10 protein-coding genes are annotated in these 16,529 nt (G+C 72.9%); 5 read left to right on the top strand and 5 right to left on the bottom strand.

What is annotated here, in order from left to right:
• Positions 1 to 36 precede the first annotated feature (36 nt).
• The 3 genes from prfB to BLW14_RS19940 all read right to left on the bottom strand — a co-directional run bounded on the left by prfB (position 37) and on the right by BLW14_RS19940 (position 4,302).
• On the bottom strand, positions 37 to 1,143 hold the full coding sequence (gene prfB, locus BLW14_RS19950) for a peptide chain release factor 2 (RefSeq protein ID WP_093708598.1): 1,107 nt from the start codon (positions 1,141 to 1,143) through the stop codon (positions 37 to 39).
• Positions 1,144 to 1,212: 69 nt separating this feature from the next.
• Positions 1,213 to 2,454 carry a protein kinase domain-containing protein gene (locus tag BLW14_RS19945; RefSeq protein ID WP_093708597.1) on the bottom strand — a complete coding sequence of 414 codons (1,242 nt, stop codon included), beginning with the start codon at positions 2,452 to 2,454 and terminating at the stop codon, positions 1,213 to 1,215.
• A 204-nt stretch (positions 2,455 to 2,658) separates the two neighbouring features.
• Positions 2,659 to 4,302, bottom strand: coding sequence for a serine/threonine-protein kinase (locus tag BLW14_RS19940; protein WP_093708596.1), 1,644 nt, complete (start codon positions 4,300 to 4,302; stop codon positions 2,659 to 2,661).
• Positions 4,303 to 4,792: 490 nt separating this feature from the next.
• On the opposite strand from BLW14_RS19940, the gene BLW14_RS19935 reads away from it, so the two are divergent.
• The 5 genes from BLW14_RS19935 to BLW14_RS19915 all read left to right on the top strand — a co-directional run bounded on the left by BLW14_RS19935 (position 4,793) and on the right by BLW14_RS19915 (position 14,504).
• Positions 4,793 to 8,161 carry an FtsK/SpoIIIE domain-containing protein gene (locus BLW14_RS19935; RefSeq protein WP_093708595.1) on the top strand — a complete coding sequence of 1,123 codons (3,369 nt, stop codon included), beginning with the start codon at positions 4,793 to 4,795 and terminating at the stop codon, positions 8,159 to 8,161.
• A gap of 293 nt (positions 8,162 to 8,454) precedes the next feature.
• Entirely contained in the window at positions 8,455 to 9,825 is a 1,371-nt protein-coding gene (locus tag BLW14_RS19930) for an ABC transporter substrate-binding protein (RefSeq protein WP_177154036.1), read from the top strand.
• Positions 9,826 to 9,829: 4 nt separating this feature from the next.
• Positions 9,830 to 11,251, top strand: coding sequence for a carbohydrate ABC transporter permease (locus BLW14_RS19925; protein ID WP_093708593.1), 1,422 nt, complete (start codon positions 9,830 to 9,832; stop codon positions 11,249 to 11,251).
• Entirely contained in the window at positions 11,248 to 12,150 is a 903-nt protein-coding gene (locus tag BLW14_RS19920; RefSeq protein ID WP_018517879.1) for a carbohydrate ABC transporter permease, read from the top strand. The genes BLW14_RS19925 and BLW14_RS19920 overlap by 4 nt, the downstream gene beginning before the upstream one ends.
• Positions 12,151 to 12,347: 197 nt before the next feature.
• The gene (locus tag BLW14_RS19915) at positions 12,348 to 14,504 is read left to right on the top strand and encodes a bifunctional glycosyltransferase/CDP-glycerol:glycerophosphate glycerophosphotransferase (protein ID WP_093708592.1); all 2,157 of its coding nucleotides are present in this window, start codon (positions 12,348 to 12,350) and stop codon (positions 14,502 to 14,504) included.
• Positions 14,505 to 14,567: 63 nt separating this feature from the next.
• On the opposite strand, the gene BLW14_RS19910 is transcribed toward BLW14_RS19915, so the two are convergent.
• Complete coding sequence (locus BLW14_RS19910; RefSeq protein WP_018517877.1) at positions 14,568 to 14,942, bottom strand: DMT family transporter; 375 nt, start codon at positions 14,940 to 14,942, stop codon at positions 14,568 to 14,570.
• A gap of 70 nt (positions 14,943 to 15,012) precedes the next feature.
• Complete coding sequence (locus BLW14_RS19905; RefSeq protein WP_093708591.1) at positions 15,013 to 16,527, bottom strand: bifunctional glycosyltransferase/class I SAM-dependent methyltransferase; 1,515 nt, start codon at positions 16,525 to 16,527, stop codon at positions 15,013 to 15,015.
• Positions 16,528 to 16,529 lie beyond the last annotated feature (2 nt).

Here is a 16,529-nt window from a genome sequence, read left to right as displayed (position 1 = left end):
CGGCCACCGACCCGCTCCCGGACGCGGCGGTCCGGACTACTTCTCGCTCTGCTTGCGCCAGCGGATGCCGGCCTCGATGAAGCCGTCGATCTCGCCGTTGAAGACCGCTTCCGGGTTGCCCATCTCGAACTCCGTACGCAGGTCCTTGACCATCTGGTACGGGTGCAGGACGTAGGAGCGCATCTGGTTGCCCCAGGAGTTGCCGCCGTCGCCCTTCAGGGCGTTCATCCTGGCCTGCTCCTCCTGGCGGCGGCGTTCGAGCAGCTTCGCCTGGAGGACGTTCATCGCGGACGCCTTGTTCTGGATCTGCGAGCGCTCGTTCTGGCAGGAGACGACGATGCCGGTCGGCAGGTGGGTCAGGCGCACCGCGGAGTCCGTGGTGTTGACGCCCTGGCCGCCGGGGCCCGAGGAGCGGTACACGTCGACGCGCAGGTCGGACTCGTCGATCTCCACGTGGTCGGTCTGCTCGACCACGGGCAGCACCTCGACACCCGCGAAGGAGGTCTGGCGGCGGCCCTGGTTGTCGAACGGCGAGACGCGCACCAGGCGGTGGGTGCCCTGCTCGACGGAGAGCGTGCCGTAGGCGTACGGCACCTCGACGGCGAAGGTGGTCGACTTGATGCCGGCCTCTTCCGCGTACGCGGTCTCGTAGACCTCGGTCTTGTAGTTGTGCCGCTCGGCCCAGCGCAAGTACATCCGCTGGAGGCGCTCGGCGAAGTCCGCCGCGTCGACGCCGCCGGCCTCGGCGCGGATGGTGACCAGCGCCTCGCGGGCGTCGTACTCGCCGGAGAGGAGCGTGCGGACCTCCATCTCGTCCAGTGCCTTGCGGACGGACTCCAGCTCGGCCTCGGCCTCGGCGTGCGCGTCGGCGTCGCCCTCGGCCTCGGCGAGCTCGAAGAGGACTTCGAGGTCGTCGATCCGGCCGCGCAGGGCCTCGGCCTTGCGGACCTCGGCCTGGAGGTGGGAAAGCTTGCTGGTGATCTTCTGCGCCGCCTCCGGGTCGTCCCACAGGGACGGGGCGGCCGCCTGCTCCTCGAGTACGGCGATGTCCCCCCTCAGCGCATCCAGGTCCAGGACGGCCTCGATCGACCCCATGGTCGAGGAGAGGGACTTCAGCTCTTCGGAAATATCGACGACTGCCACGGGTCCAGCGTAACGGCTGTCGGCCCGTACGTTCCTCGGGCCGCCGGATCGCCTCCCGCCGGACAAGTCCTAGGGCTGTGCCGGGGCGGAGTTCTGCGTGTCCTGGGGGCCGGGGTCACCGTCGTCGCCGCCGAACGCGAACCAGCCGCCCACGCCGATGCCGGCGACCAGCACCAGGGCCGCGGCGCCCAGCGTCAGCCGGCGCTTGCGGACGGCCGCCGACTTGTTGCGGGCCGAGCCGGGGCGGGGCTTGCCGGGTGCGCGCGGGGCCCGGGCGGTGCCTCGGGGGCCGCCGGACAGCTCGTCGGGGGCCGGGACGCGCATGCTCGTGTGGGTGTCGCGGTTGGAGTCCGGGGACGAGCCGGGCACCAGGGGGACCGCGCCGCGCCTGCGGGGCTCGTCGCCGGCCGGGGTGTACTGCTGCTCGTCGTAGCCCTGCGGGGCCTCCGGCTCCTCGTCCGGCTCGTCCACGTCCAGGGGCGGGATGCCGGCCAGGTGCGGCAGCTGCTCGCGCAGCCGGGCGGCCAGCTCGGAGGCGCGCAGCCGGGAGGCGGGGGCCTTGGCCAGGCACTGGACGAGCAGCTGCCACAGCTCGTCGGGGATGCCGGGGAGCGGGACCACGGTCTCGGTGACGTGGCGGCGCAGGACGGCGCCGGGGTGCCCGCCGCCGAAGGGCGTGAAGCCCGCGAGGAGCTCGTAGAGGACCGTGGCCAGGGCGTAGATGTCGACGGCGGCGCGGGGCGGCAGGCCCTCGACGATCTCGGGGGCCAGGTAGTCCGGCGTACCGATGATCTTGGTGGTGCGGGTCCGGCGCGGGGTGTCGATGAGCTTGGCGACGCCGAAGTCGGTGAGCAGCGCGGGGTGGGCGTTGCCGGGACCGAGCGGCCCCTCCATGTCGAGCAGGATGTTCTCGGGCTTGACGTCGCGGTGGACGATCCCGGCGGCGTGCGCGGCGGCGAGCCCGTCGGCGACGTCCGCGACGACGGCGACGGCGGCCTCGGGGGCCAGCCGGCGTTCGCGGTCGAGCCGGGTGCGCAGGTCGGTGCCCCGGACCAGGTCCATGACGAGGGCGAGGTCGTTGCCGTCCACCACGAGGTCGCGGACGGCGACGACGTGCGGGTGGTCGAGCCCGAGCAGCGCGGTGCGCTCCTGGACGAACCGGCCGACGAGCTCCTGGTCGGACGCCAGGTCCTCGCGGAGCAGCTTGATGGCCACGGGGCCCTCGGGGCCGTCCCCGAGCCACACCGTGCCGGCGCTGCCGCGCCCCAGTATCTGGTGGGCGGTGTACCGGCTGCCGATTTTCCGTGCCAAGACTGCTCCCTCAGCGGCTGGCGATGGACCCAACAACCCCCCGGTCGACAAAGTTACGCGGCGATCGGGGGCCCGCGTGCCGCGGTTGGCGCCAACCTTCGCTTCTGTGGGCGAAATGCCTCGGAATTGGTCCGCGGAAGTCGATATAGCTACAGAGTTGTCCGGCCGGCCGGTGGTCCCGGCCGGCCGTGGCGGACGCCTCGGTCAGTTGCCGCTGCCGAGCTTCGACATCCAGTCCTTCACGGTGGAGAAGGCGTCGGTGATCGCGTGCCAGTAGCTCTGGCCCGTACCGATCCAGTCCTTCAACGGGGTGAGTTCCCAGATCAGCCAGCTGGCCACGAAGAGCAGAACCAGCGTGAACAGGCAGCCCTTGAGGCAGCCGAGCCCCGGGATCTTCATCGGGTTGGAACTGCGCCGCGGCTCGCGGGGCGCGCGCTGCGCCGGCTGCTGGGGCTGCTGCGGCGGCGCGTACGCCTGCTGCTGCGGCTGGGGCTGGTACTGCTGGCGCTGCGGCTGGTACTGCTGCTGCGGTTGCGGCTGGTACTGCTGCTGTCGCTGGGGCCGTTGCTGGTACTGCTGCTGGGGCTGCTGGTACTGCTGCGCGTCGCGCGGCTGCTGCGGGGGCTGCTGCCGGCGCTGCGGGCGGCGGCGCAGCGGGTCCTCGCTCGGGTCGAGGTACTGCACCTGCGTCTGCTCGTTGCGGTCGCGGGCGGCCCGGAGCTGGGACTGCCAGGGGTGCGGGTCCTCGGGACGCGGGTCGCTGTCGGGGCGCGGCGGCACGGGCGGCAGGACGGCGGTCGGGTCGGCCTGTCCGGCGCCGGGGCCCCCGCTGTGCGGCAGGACGCTGGTGGCCCCGTTGGGGTCGTACGAGCCCGCGTTGCTCGGCAGCACCTGGGTCGGGTCGGCGGCGCCGGGGACCTCGGGCACGGCGGTGGGCGCCGGGTCCGGCGCGAGCAGGGCGCCCACCCCGTCGGCGGCGGCGATCTGAGCGGCGTTCGCGTGGACGCCGATGCCGGCGGCGACGGTACGCAGCCCGCGCGCGAGGTTCTCCGCGCTGGGCCGCCGGTCGGGGTCCTTGCTCAGGCAGCGCTCTATGACCGTCCACAGGGGCTCGGGGACGGTGCCGGGCCGGCGGGGCTCCTCGCTGAGGTGCCGGTGCAGGACTTCGAGCGCGGTGCCGCCGGCGAACGGCGGGCGGCCGGTGACCAGCTCGTACAGCAGGATGCCGGCGCCGTAGATGTCGACGGCGGAGGTCTGCGGGCGGCCCTCGGCGGACTCCGGTGCCACGTAGGCGGGTGTGCCGACGAACTCGTGGGTCCTGGTCAGGCCCGGCGAGTCGGCGAGGCGCGCGATCCCGAAGTCGGTGAGCATCGGGTGCATCGCGCCGTCGGGGTCGGAGAGCAGCACGTTGGCGGGCTTGAGGTCGCGGTGGACCACCCCGTCGGCGTGGCTGGCGGCGAGCGCGTCCGCGATCTGCGCGGTGAGCAGGGCGGCGGCGACCGGGGTGAGCGGGCCGTTGTCGCGCAGGTAGCGGTGCAGGTCGGGGCCGTCGACCAGGTCCATCACGAGGGCGAGGAGGTCGCCCTCGACGACGAGGTCGCGGGTGCGCACGATGTTGGGGTGGGTCAGCCGCAACAGGACGGAGCGTTCCCGCAGGAACCGCATCACCACATCCGCGTCGTTGGCCAGTTCCTCCTTGAGGACCTTGATCGCCACGGTCTCGCCGGGCCGGCCGGCCACGGCCGCCTCGGCGCCCGCCGCCTCGCGCTGGCTGGCGCGCCAGACGGTGCCCGTGGCGCCGCGTCCCAGCGGCTCCTCGAGCAGGTACTTGCTGCCTACCGGCCGCACGTCATGCGCTCCCTGCTGGTCGTGGTGCCCGGGTACCCCCGGAGTTTCCGGCCCACTCTAGAGGCTGTACGGGCGAGGCCGGCCGGGTCGGGAAGGTTGCCCGTTTGTCCGCAATCCCCGGATGTATACCCTCTGCACCGCATTGACTCCTCGCTGTGCGCTCTCCGTTCTCCTCGCACGGAGGTCGCGGTTTCGCGCGCACAGGGGCCACCGGGGAAGACGCCGGCGCCGGGCGGATGGTTGCCGCGGGGGTCCGGGAACCGGTCATGCCGCACTTTTGGGGCCACAGCCGACCTTTCAAGATCACTTACTGATCACTCCCGGGCGTGTTGTCGGTGGCGGATGCGAGGATGCCTGGAGCACGACTGCGGGGTCGGGAGCCCCGCGGTGCGTGACGAACCTGTACCGGACGACGCGTCCGTGCCGGGTGGGGGGAATCACAGGGCGTCCCTCCGGCCGGCACCGCGCGCAGAAGGGACCGCTGACGGCGATGCAGATCCGGCTGACCGTCCTCGCGCCGCCCAGCGGCCAGACCCCGGCGCGCGCCTGCGACGTGCTCGTCACCGCCCCCGCCGGGACGGCACTGGCCGGCGTCGCGTCCGGCCTGGCGATGGCCGTCGCCGGTCCCGACGGCTCCCTCGGCAGCGGTGCGGTGGTGCTCTTCGCGGGCCGGGAGCGGCTCGACGCGCAGCGCTGCGCGCTCGGTGAACCGCCCCTCGTGGACGGCGCGGTGCTCTCGCTCCAGGTGCCGGGCGAGGACGAGACCGTGGACGACGCGGTGCCCGCCCGCCTCCAGGTGGTCGCCGGGCCCGACGCGGGCGGTGTCCATCTGCTGCACGGCGGCACGATCCGGATCGGCCGCTCGGCCGAGGCCGACGTCCCGCTCGACGACCCCGACGTCTCCCGGCTGCACTGCGAGGTGACCGTCTCCGACGACGGCCGCGTCGCGGTGGCCGACCTGGGCTCCACCAACGGCACCTCGCTGGACGGGGCCGAGGTCCACGACCGCCCGGTCCGCCTGGCCCCGGGCGCGCTGCTGCGGCTCGGCGAGTCGACGCTCCGGCTCGCCTCCGGCGCGCGTACGCCGGTGCTGGCGACCGCCCCGGACGGCGAGGGCCATCTGCGGGTGGCGCGGATCCAGGCCGCGGCGGCCGCCCCCGCCCCCTCCCCCGCTCCCGAGACCAACCGGCACGACCACGACCATGACCGCCCCGAGGCCGCCAAACCCGGGGTCGCGTCCCGGCCCGGCTCCTCCGCCGGGCACCCCGGCCGCTTCCCGGAGCAGGAGGCGCCCCGGCGCGGCGGCATAGGGGCCTGGGCCCGCCGCTTCAAGAGCGCCAGGCCCGAGCCCCTGCCCGCGGGCGCCCCCGCGCAGCCGGAGCCGCCCGCCCCCGCCACCTTCACCGCGCTGCCCACCGCACCGGAAGGCACCTGGCCCGATCCGGCGGCCGTCCTGCTGACCGCGCTCGGCCCGGGCCCCCGGCTGTGGGAGCGCGACCCCGCGCACCCGGAGGCGCTGGTGGTCCGGCTGGGCACGACCGAACGGGCCGAGCTGCCGGCCGTGCCGGTGACGGTGAGCCTGCGCGAGGCCGGTTCGCTGGGGCTCGCCGGACCCCGCGAGCGGCTGTCCGGACTCGCCCGGTCGGCGGTGGCGCAGCTGGCCGCGCTGCACTCACCCGCCGACCTGGAGATCGTGCTGATCAGCACGGACCGGGCGCGCACCCTCGAGGAGCGGCGGCGCGAGTGGGCCTGGCTGGGCTGGCTGCCCCATCTGCGGCCGATGCACGGCCAGGACTGCCGGCTGCTCCTCGCGTACGACCGTGACCAGGCCCTCGCCAGGACGGCCGAGCTGGTCCGCCGGCTGGACGACGGCCCGCTCGGCCCCGGCTGGGCGAGCCAGGACCCGGCGGCGGTCGCCGAAGCCGCGAAGCGTTACGAGGGTCCGTTCACGGTGGTGATCCTCGACGGCGACCCGGGCGCGGCGGTGCTCCGCGAGAACACGGCACGGCTGGCCGCAGCCGGCGCGGCGGCGGGCATCCATCTGATCTGCCTGGCCGAGACCCCGGCCGCGACGCCCACCTCGCCCGTCGCCGCGACGTACGAGGCGGCGTGCCACGCGTCGATCGCCTTCCGCGAGTGCGGGGCGGTGGGGATGCTGAGCGGCGACGTGGCGACGGCCCTGCGGGTGCTCCGCACGGCGGGCGGCCGCGCGGCGGGCCACGGCACGGTGGCCGCGGTGGACGCGGTGTCGGCGCACTGGGCACAGCGGTTCGGCCGGGCGCTGGCCCCCCTGCGGGCGGAGGGCTCGGCCACGCTGCCGGGCCACCAGGTACCGGTGGCGCTGCCACCGTCCGCCCGCCTCCTGGACGAACTGGGCCTGGCCCGCGCCACCCCGGCCTCCCTGATGGCCCGCTGGGCCTCGACGGCGGACGACCAGCCGGGCGCGACGCCCCCGCGCGTGGGCGCACAGCGAACGGCGGCCGAGGCGCCGGACGCGGTGGGCTCGGGCCGGACGCCGTACCCGGGCGCGACGGCCTCGGGCTCGGGCCGCACGGCGTACCCCCGCGCCACCGAGGGCGGCTCGGGCCGCACCCCGTACCCCGGTTCCGGCGACTCCGGCCGCACGCTGCGTTCCCACACGGACGACTCGGGCCGCACGGCCTACCCCGGCACCGGCGACTCGGGCCGCACGGCGTACCCGGATGCCACGACGGGCCACTCGGGGCGCACCCCGTACCCCCGCGCGACCACCGCCGACTCCGGCCGCACCCCGTACCCCGGCGCCCGGGGAACAGAGGCCGCCGGCGGCACGCAGACCGCCACGCGCACCGCCTCACCGCCCGCCGTCTACGCCGGGCGCCCGGTCGTCGTGCTCGGTGCCGGGCCCCGGGGGCCGGTGAGCGTCGACCTCGCGGACGAGGGGCCGCACCTGCTCATCGAGGGGCCGGGCGGCAGCGGGCGGACCGAGCTGCTGCGGGCTGTCGCCGCGTCGCTGGCGGCCGCCGCCCGGCCGGACCGGCTGGGCATCGTGCTGGTCGACGGGGCGGGCGGCGAGCGCGGCGAGTCCCTGCGTCCGTGCACGGAGCTGCCGCACGCGTTCACGCACCTGGTGGCCTCGGACCCGGTCCGGATGCGGGAGTTCGCCCAGGCGCTGGGCGGCGAGGTGAAGCGGCGGGCCGAGCTGCTCGGCGAGCTGGACTTCGCCGAGTGGCACAGCCGCCACGAAGCCGGGGCCACCGCACCGATCCCCGAGCAGCGGGGCGACGTGGAGGCGCCGCCCACCAGCACCCTCCGGCTGCGCCCGGCCGCGGGCCGCCCCGTGGACCCGGGCCCCTCACCGCTGCCCCGGCTGGTGGTACTCGTGGACGACTTCGACGCGCTGATGGCCCCGGCGCTCGGGAGCCCGGGCCGGCCCGCCGCCGGTTCGGTGGTGCGGGCGCTGGAGGCGGTGGCCCGGGAGGGAGGCCGGCTGGGCCTGCACCTGGTCGCGACCTCGGCCCGCCCGGACCGCACGGAGGACACGGAGCTGGCCCGCGGGGCGCGGCTGCGCATCGTGCTCGATCCGCCCGCGGTCCCGCCCTCGCCGGACGAACCGGCGCCGGGCCGGGGGCGGCTGGGGCATCCGGACGGGCGGGTGACGCCGTTCCAGGGGGGCCGGGTGACGGGCCGCATCCCGCGCACGGCGACGCTGCGGCCGACGGTCGTCCCGCTGGAGTGGGAGCGGATGGGCGACCCGCCCACCCGCCGCCCGGTCCGCGAGCTCGGCAACGGCCCGACGGACCTCGCACTGCTCGCCAGCGCCTTGGAACGGGCGGCGCGCTCGGTCAACGCACAACCCCTCGCACCCCTATTCACGTAACCGGACCCCCGACCGACCCCGAGTCACGCCGGAGCCGCCCCTGACCGGCCCCGGAGTCACCCCTGAGCGGCACCGGAGCCGGGCGGCCCGATCGTCCCCCAATGGCCGGATACCTGCACTGACTTGACGTCACGAGGGCATCACGATCAAGGAATTGGGGGCGAGTGCGGTATTGCGGCGTCCGGACGCCGGGCATAGGACTGTGCGCACACGACGACGTGCCGCACGACCGGGAGTACCGGCTTTCAGGGCCGGTGCCGGCCTGCGCACGCGCACAGAGAGACGGGGCAGGGATGCGCACAACCCTTCGGATTCGCAGGGCGGCCGTGGTGTTCACCGCCATCGGCGCACTGGCCCTCACCGGTTGCGGCGACGACGGTGACGGCGGAGGCAAGAAGACGGACGAAGGCGGCTCCACGACGGGCAAGGGCTCGACGCCGAGCGTCGCCTTACCGAAACTGGACGGTGAGAAGCTTTCCGTCGCCGCGGTCTGGACGGGTGCCGAACAGGCCAACTTCGTCAAGGTCCTAAAGGAGTTCGAGAAGCGGACCGGCGCCCAGGTGACGTTCGTCCCGGCGCAGGACCCGATCGTGAACTTCCTCGGTACGAAGATCGCGGGCGGGCAGCCGCCGGACGTCGCGATGATCCCGCAGGTCGGGGCGATCCAGCAGGCCGTGGCGAAGAAGTGGGCCAAGCCGGTCGGCGAGGAGGCGAAGGCCCAGCTGAGCAAGAACTACGCGAAGGTCTGGCAGGGCCTCGGCGCGGTGGACGGCACCCAGTACGGCGTCTACTACAAGGCCGCCAACAAGTCGCTGATCTGGTACAACACCAAGGCGTTCGAGAACGCGGGCGCGAGCGAGCCGAAGACCTGGACGGACTTCCTGTCGACCGCGGAGACGGTGTCCGCCTCGGGTGTCACGCCGGTCTCGGTCGGCGGCGCGGACGGCTGGACGCTCACCGACTGGTTCGAGAACGTCTACCTCTCCCAGGCGGGCCCGGAGAAGTACGACCAGCTCGCGCAGCACAAGATCAAATGGACGGACCCGTCCGTCAAGGACGCGCTGACCACGCTGGCCCAGCTGTTCGGCAAGCCGTCCCTGATCGCGGGCGGCGCGGACGGCGCGCTGCAGACCGAGTTCCCGGCGTCGGTCACGCAGACCTTCACCGGCGGCGACCAGCCCAAGGCCGCCATGGTCTACGAGGGCGACTTCGTCGGCGTCAACATCGCGCAGACGAAGGCGAAGATCGGTACGGACGCCAAGGTCTTCCCGTTCCCCGCGGTCGGCGCGGAGTCGCCCGTGGTGACCGGTGGCGACGCGGCGGTGGCGCTGAAGGACGGCAAGGGCGCCCAGGCGCTGCTGACCTGGCTGGCCTCCGCGGACGCCGCGAAGATCGCCGCCGAGCAGGGCGGGTTCATCTCGCCGAACAAGAGCCTGGACCCGTCCGCGTACCCCAACGACGTGCAGCGGACGATGGCGAAGGCGCTGATCGCTGCCGGTGACGCCGTCCGGTTCGACATGTCCGACCAGGCGCCGCAGTCGTTCGGCGGGACGCCCGGCAAGGGCGAGTGGAAGACCCTCCAGGACTTCCTGAAGAACCCGAAGGACATCGCGGGGACTCAAGCGAAGCTGGAGTCCGACGCGGCCAAGGCGTACAAGAGCTGACGGCATGACGACAGCGGCTGCGGGGGGCGCCGACGAGGCGCTCCCCGCCGACAGGCAACGGTCCGGCGGGACTTCGGTACCCGCCCCCAGGAAGGGTGGGCCCGCCCCTTCCGGCTCACCCGGCCGCACGGGACGGAGCGTCACCGGCACCCGCAGGCTCATCGCGGCGCTCTTCCTGCTGCCCGCGCTGGTGCTGCTCGGGGCGCTCGTGGTGTACCCGATCGTGTACTCCGTCTACCGGTCGTTCTTCGACCAGGCGGGCACGGGCTTCGCCGGCATCGACAACTACAGGACGCTGTTCTCGGACGACACCATCCGTACGGCGGTCAAGAACAACGCGATCTGGGTGGTGTTCGCACCGACGGTCGCCACCGCGCTCGGGCTGATCTTCGCGGTGCTGACGGAACGCGTCCGCTGGGGCACGGCCTTCAAGCTGATCGTCTTCATGCCGATGGCGATCTCCATGCTCGCCGCGGGCATCATCTTCCGGCTGGTGTACGACCAGGCGCCGGAGCGCGGGGTGGCCAACGCGGTCTGGGTGGGCGTGCACGACACGTTCGCCGAGTCCTCGGGCTTCCCGAAGGCGCATCCGCTGCCCGTGCACCCGCTGAAGGCGGCCGGCGGCGGGGCGTTCGTGACCAGGACCGTGGTGCACGCCGGGCAGCCGGTCCAGCTCCCCCTGGTCGGAGTGCTCCCGGCGAAGATGCCGGGCGACGCGAAACCTGCGAAGGCCCCGGCGGCCGGCGGGGACGGCGCGGTCACCGGCACCGCGTGGCTGGACTTCACCAAGGGCGGCGGTGGCAAACCCAATGTCATCGACGCCAAGGAGCTCGGGCTCAAGGGCCTGAAGGTGGAGGCCGTCAAGGACGGCGCGGTGGTCGCGACCGCCAAGGCCGCGGCGGACGGCACGTTCGCGCTGCCCGCGTCGGCGGACGGCGCCGAACTGCGCCTGCCGGCGTCCAACTTCAAGGAGCCGTACAACGGTGTGGACTGGCTCGGTCCGACGCTCGTGACGCCCGGCATCATCGGGAGCTACGTGTGGATGTGGGCGGGCTTCGCGATGGTGCTGATCGCCGCGGGCCTGGCCGGTCTGCCGCGTGAACTCCTCGAAGCGGCCCGGGTGGACGGGGCCAACGAGTGGCAGGTGTTCCGCCGGATCACCGTGCCGATGCTCGCCCCGGTCCTCGCGGTGGTGCTGGTCACTCTGATGATCAACGTACTCAAGGTCTTCGACCTGGTGTTCATCATCGCGCCGGGCTCGTCCCAGGACGACGCGAACGTACTGGCGCTCCAGCTGTACCGGTCCTCGTTCGGCACGGACGCGGATCTCGGGGTCGGCAGCGCCATCGCCGTACTCCTGCTGCTGCTGGTGATCCCGGTGATGCTCTTCAACATCAGGCGGATACGGAAGGAGGGGCGCCGATGACGACGCCCTCGGCCACCACCGCCTCGGACGCCGGCGCGGTGAAGCCCCGGCGGTCGCTGGGCGCTCGGATCGCGGCACGGGCCGGCGGCGGCGTGATGCGGGTCGCCCTGGTCCTGGTCGGCCTGTTCTGGCTGATGCCGACCATCGGGCTGCTGCTGTCCTCGCTGCGCAGCCCGGACCGGATCGCGGCGACGGGCTGGTGGAAGGTCTTCACCGCGCCCTCCGAGCTGACCTTCGACAACTACTCGCGGCTGCTGGACAATTCCACGATCACCGACTCGCTGTTCAGCACGGTGATGATCACCGTGCCGTCCACGGTCCTGGTCGTGGTGATCGGCTCGCTGGCGGGATACGCGTTCGCCTGGATGGACTTCCCCGGCCGCGACTGGTGGTTCCTGCTGGTCGTGGGGCTGCTGGTGGTCCCGGTGCAGGTAGCGCTGATCCCCGTGTCGAAGCTGTTCGGCGAGATCGGGATCTTCGAGACGACGCTCGGGGTGATCCTGTTCCACACGGCGTTCGGGCTGCCCTTCGCGATCTTCCTGCTGCGGAACTTCTTCGCGGAGATCCCCCGGGAACTCCTGGAGGCGGCGCGGCTGGACGGGGCGGGCGAGATCCGTCTCTTCACCCGGGTCGTGATGCCGCTGGGCGGCCCGGCGATCGCCTCGCTGGGGATCTTCCAGTTCCTCTGGGTCTGGAACGACATGCTGGTCGCGCTGATCTTCGCGGACTCCGGTTCGCCGCCGATCACGGTGGCGCTCCAGCAGCAGGTACGCCAGTTCGGCAACAACATCGACGTGCTGGCGCCCGGCGCCTTCGTCTCGATGGTCATTCCGCTCGCGGTGTTCTTCGCCTTCCAGCGCCAGTTCGTCTCCGGCGTGATGGCGGGGGCCGTCAAGTAGCGGCCGCGTAGCGGTGCGGGGCGTTCCGGCCTACGGGCGGGGGCGCCCCGCACGCGTGCGGGGCCCCGGTTCACCGCATCGCAGACGCTCGCCCCTTCGACCCTCGTACGCCTGTCCCGCGCCTTGCCTCGCCCTGTGCCCGGCCCCCAGTACGCTGGGTGTCCATCCCCGTACGCACAGTCCGAGAAAGAGTCCGTATGCCCCGGCTGAGTGTCATCATCCCCGTCCGCCGCGCTCGAGGCAGCCTGCGCGAGTGCCTGGAGTCGGTGCTCTCCCAGTCGTTCACGGACGTCGAGGTCATCGGGGTCGACGACCACGCGCCGGACGGCTCGGGCCTGATACTGGACGAGTTCGCCGCGCGCGACAGCCGCGTCCGGGCCGTGCACCTGGGCCCGGGCGCCGGCGCGCACGGCCGCCGCAACGCCGGGATCGAGAAGGCGTCCGGTGACTACGTCCTGTTCCTGGAGGGCTACTACATCCATCTGCCCGGCGCGCTCCAGGCCGTCGCGGACCGGCTGGAGTCCACCGGCGACCCGGACGTGCTGCTGTTCGGCCACCGCAAGCGGCCCTTCCGCGGCAGGACCCGGTCGACGCGCTCGCTGGAGAAGCTGGCCTCCCTGCCCGCCGGCCCGCTCACCCTCGCGGAGCGCCCCGACCTCCTGGACATCGCCCCGGTCTCCTGGAACCGCGCCGTGCGCCGCGCGGTCCTGGAGCGCGAGAACGTGAGCTTCGGCCCCGGCCCGCACGGCGAGCGGATGTACGCGCTGGCGACCGTCGCCGTCGCGGCCTCCGTGGCCACACTGGACACCGCCTGCGTGGAGCACCGCCAGCAGCGCTACCTGCCCGGCCTGGTGGACGACGGCGAGCCCTCGGGCGGCTCGACGCCGCTGGAGCTGGTCGGGGCGTACGACACCCTGATGACCTTCGTCGAGGCGCGCCCCGCCCTGAAGGACGTGCGCGGCCTCCTCTTCGACCGGGCCGTCCAGGAGCTGCTGTCCGCCTACCCGACGGTGACCGGGCGCCGCAGGCAGTACGTGAGCGCGGTCGCCGCTTTCCACGACGCGCACCGCCCGGCGGGCTTCAGGTTCCCCGGCGGCGCCAAGGGCCTGCGCCCGCAGCTGATCGGCGGCGGCAAGTACACCGCGCTCGGCGCCCTCGACACCGCGCTCGCCACCCGCCGCACCCTGCGCTCCGCACCGGCCACGGCCCGGGCGAAGGCGAAGAAGCAGTTCACCAAGCGGTACTACGCGGCGCAGCGCAAGCTCCCCCTCGACCCCGGGCTGGCCGTGTACGCCGCGTACTGGAACCGCGGTGTGAGCTGCAACCCGGAGGCGATCTACCGCAAGGCCGAGGAGCTGGCACCGCACATCCGCGGGGTCTGGGTGGTGTCGAAGAACCACGTGGACTCGGTGCCCGAGGGCATCGACTACGTGGTGCCCGGGACACGCCGCTACTGGTCGGTGCTGGCGCGTGCCACGTACTTCTTCAACAACGTCAACTTCCCGGACCACCTGGTCAAGCGCCCCGGCCAGATCCATGTCATGACCCACCACGGCACCCCGCTGAAGATCATGGGCATGGACCAGCAGAACTACCCGGCCGCCGCCCAGGGGCTCAACTTCGACAAGCTCCTCAAGCGCGTGGACCGCTGGGACTGGAGCGTCTCCGCCAACCCGCATTCCACGGAGGTGTGGTCCCGCGCCTACCCGGGCACGGCACGCCCGCTGGAGACGGGCTACCCGCGCAACGACGTCTTCGCCACGGCGACCGCGGAGCAGATCGCGAAAATCCGCGAGGACCTGGGCATCCGCCCCGGTCAGCGCGCAGTGCTCTACGCGCCGACGCACCGCGACTACGAGGCCGGGTTCACCAACCGCCTGGACCTGGACCGGTTCTGCGCCGCCGTCGGCCCGGACACCGTGGTCCTCATGCGCGCCCACTACTTCTACGAAGGGTCGGGGGAGCCGGAGAACGCGTCGGTCATCGACGTCTCCGCGCACCCGCGCGTCGAGGACCTGTGCCTGGCGGCGGACGCGCTGGTCACCGACTACTCCTCGGTGATGTTCGACTACGCCCACCTGAACCGCCCGATCGTCATCCTGGCCCCGGACTGGGACACGTACCGCACGGTCCGCGGTGTCGTCTTCGACCTGCTGTCCGGGCAGCCGGGCGAGACGCCGGGCGCCGTGGCCATGGACACGGACGAGCTGGCGGAGATCTTCACCGGAGGCGGCTGGAACAGCCCGGAGAACGAGGCGCTGCTGAAGGCGTTCAAGGAGCGGTTCTGCCCGTACGACGACGGCCGCGCCTCCGAGCGCGTGGTGCGCCGGGTCCTGCTGGGCGAGGAGTCCTAGGGGGACGCCGAGGGGCCCCGCGCCGGAAAACGTTCCGGCGCGGGGCCCCTCGGCTCGGCGCTCCTAGCTCTGCTGGCCGGCCATCACCGTGATCAGGCCGATCACCACGAGCAGCGAGCCGCCCCAGGTCCACAGCGAGGTCCGCTCGTGCAGCACGGTCGCCCCGGCCAGCACGATCAGCAGGTAGCCGAGCGCGTTGAACGGGTACGCGACGGACAGCGGCACCTTGGCCAGCGTGGTCATCCAGGCGAGCGCGGAGACCGCGAAGACCAGCAGCCCGAGCACGACCCACGGGCTGCCCGCGGCGCGCAGCGCGACGGAGCCGCCGTCCCGGCCCGCGACGGCCGCGGCGCCCTTCATCCCGTGCTTGAGCATGATCTGGCCGCCCGCCGACGAGAACACGGCGAACAGGAGCAGCAGCACACTGGGGAGGGTCAAGGCCTTGCTCCTGACTGCGGGGGCGGGGGGCTCGGGCACCCGGGCGGGCGCGGGTCCGGGGCGGGGCGCCTCAGACACCGACCCGGTCGGCGGGGACGTACTGTCGGTTGAGGATGTCCTGTACATCGACGTGCTCTCCAGCGATGATCGTCTCGGCCGCGTGCGGGGTGAGCAGGGCGACGTGCTGATAGCCGAACATCGTCGGCCGGGCCCGGGTCAGCAGTTTCGACGCCCCGCCGAGGACCGCGGAGAGCGGCCCCCTGCCGAGCAGCGACCAGAACGGCGCCCCGGTGGAGGAGAGTTCCAGTACGTCGTAGCCGGCGGCGCGCACGGTGCGGCGCAGGCTGGCCCGGGTGAAGAAGCGCAGATGCGTCTCGTCGAGGATGCCGCGGCGGTCGTACCCGAAGGCGCCGACGGCGACCCGCAGCCGGGAGTACCAGTGGCTGAAGTTGGGGACGGAGAGCAGCATCCGGCCCCCGGGCCGCAGCACCCCGGCCGCCTCGGCGAGGATGCGTTCGGGGCGGGAGAGGTGCTCGATGACGTCTCCGGCGACCACGTAGTCGAAGCCGGTGCCGGCCTCGGCGGGCAGCCCCTCCTCCAAGTTGGCGAGGTGGAAGTGGCTGCACTTCTCGCGGACGCCTGGCACCTCGACGTAGTCCACGCCGGTCACCTCGTGGCCCAGGTCCTCCAGCCGTTCGGCGAACAGCCCGCCGGAACAGCCGAGGTCCAGGACCCGGCCCGGCGGCAGCGTGCGCATCTTCTCCAGGATGACCGCGTGCGAGGAGCCGTCGCCCTCCTTGAAGGCGTACTCGACGGGCTTGGGGATCCAGGGGCAGGTCCCGAACCCCTTGACCGCCAGCCGGTATTCGAGGACGTCCTTGACCACGTCCTTGGCGTACTTCATGCCGTTGACGTAGCAGATCTCGTCGCCGTAGTACGTGGGGACGGGGATCTCCTTGATCCGCATGCCCGCGTTCAGCAGCTGCACGATGATCTGGGTGTCGAAGTCGAAGGCGTCGGTGTTCCGGTCGATCGGCAGCCGCTTGAGGGCGGCGACGCTGTACGCGCGGTAGCCGGAGTGGAATTCGGTGAGGTCCGAGCCGAGCAGGCCGTTCTCCAGCCGGGTCAGGATGCGGTTGCCGAGCCACTTGTACACCGGCATGCCGCCCTTGAGCGCGCTGCCGGACGTCATCATCCGTGACCCGAACACGGCTTCGCACTCACCGCGTTCGATTGGCGCGACCATCTCGGGGAGCAGCTCGGGGGCGTACTGCCCGTCGCCGTGCAGCAGCACGATGATGTCGAGCCCGTGCTCGGCGGCGAGCGCGTAACCGGCCTTCTGGTTGCCGCCGTAGCCGAGGTTCTTGGTGTGCCGCATCACCACGGTGCGCGGCATGCCCTCGGCCTGCGACCAGCGGCAGCCCGCCGTGAAGGTGGCGTCGTGACTCGCGTCGTCGAGGATGAGGATCTCGTCGATCCGCGACCGGAAGTCCTCCGGGATCCGGTCGAGGGTCTTCTCCAGCGTTGTCTCCGCGTTGTACGCGACCACCAGGATGCCGATCCTGGGGCTCGGGCTTTCCTTCACGG

Source organism: Streptomyces sp. 2131.1, from assembly GCF_900105515.1.
Taxonomy (GTDB): Bacteria; Actinomycetota; Actinomycetes; order Streptomycetales; family Streptomycetaceae; genus Streptomyces; species Streptomyces drozdowiczii.
Note: the sequence above shows the minus strand (reverse complement) of the source record. Positions and strands in the feature narration are given on the sequence as shown.

Bases quoted from the DNA above. Each gene is read 5' to 3' on its own strand.
- BLW14_RS19935 (WP_093708595.1), top strand. From the start codon at position 4,793: ATGCAGATCCGGCTGACCGTCCTCGCGCCGCCCAGCGGCCAGACCCCG.
- BLW14_RS19930 (WP_177154036.1), top strand. From the start codon at position 8,455: ATGCGCACAACCCTTCGGATTCGCAGGGCGGCCGTGGTGTTCACCGCC.
- BLW14_RS19925 (WP_093708593.1), top strand. From the start codon at position 9,830: ATGACGACAGCGGCTGCGGGGGGCGCCGACGAGGCGCTCCCCGCCGAC.
- BLW14_RS19920 (WP_018517879.1), top strand. From the start codon at position 11,248: ATGACGACGCCCTCGGCCACCACCGCCTCGGACGCCGGCGCGGTGAAG.
- BLW14_RS19915 (WP_093708592.1), top strand. From the start codon at position 12,348: ATGCCCCGGCTGAGTGTCATCATCCCCGTCCGCCGCGCTCGAGGCAGC.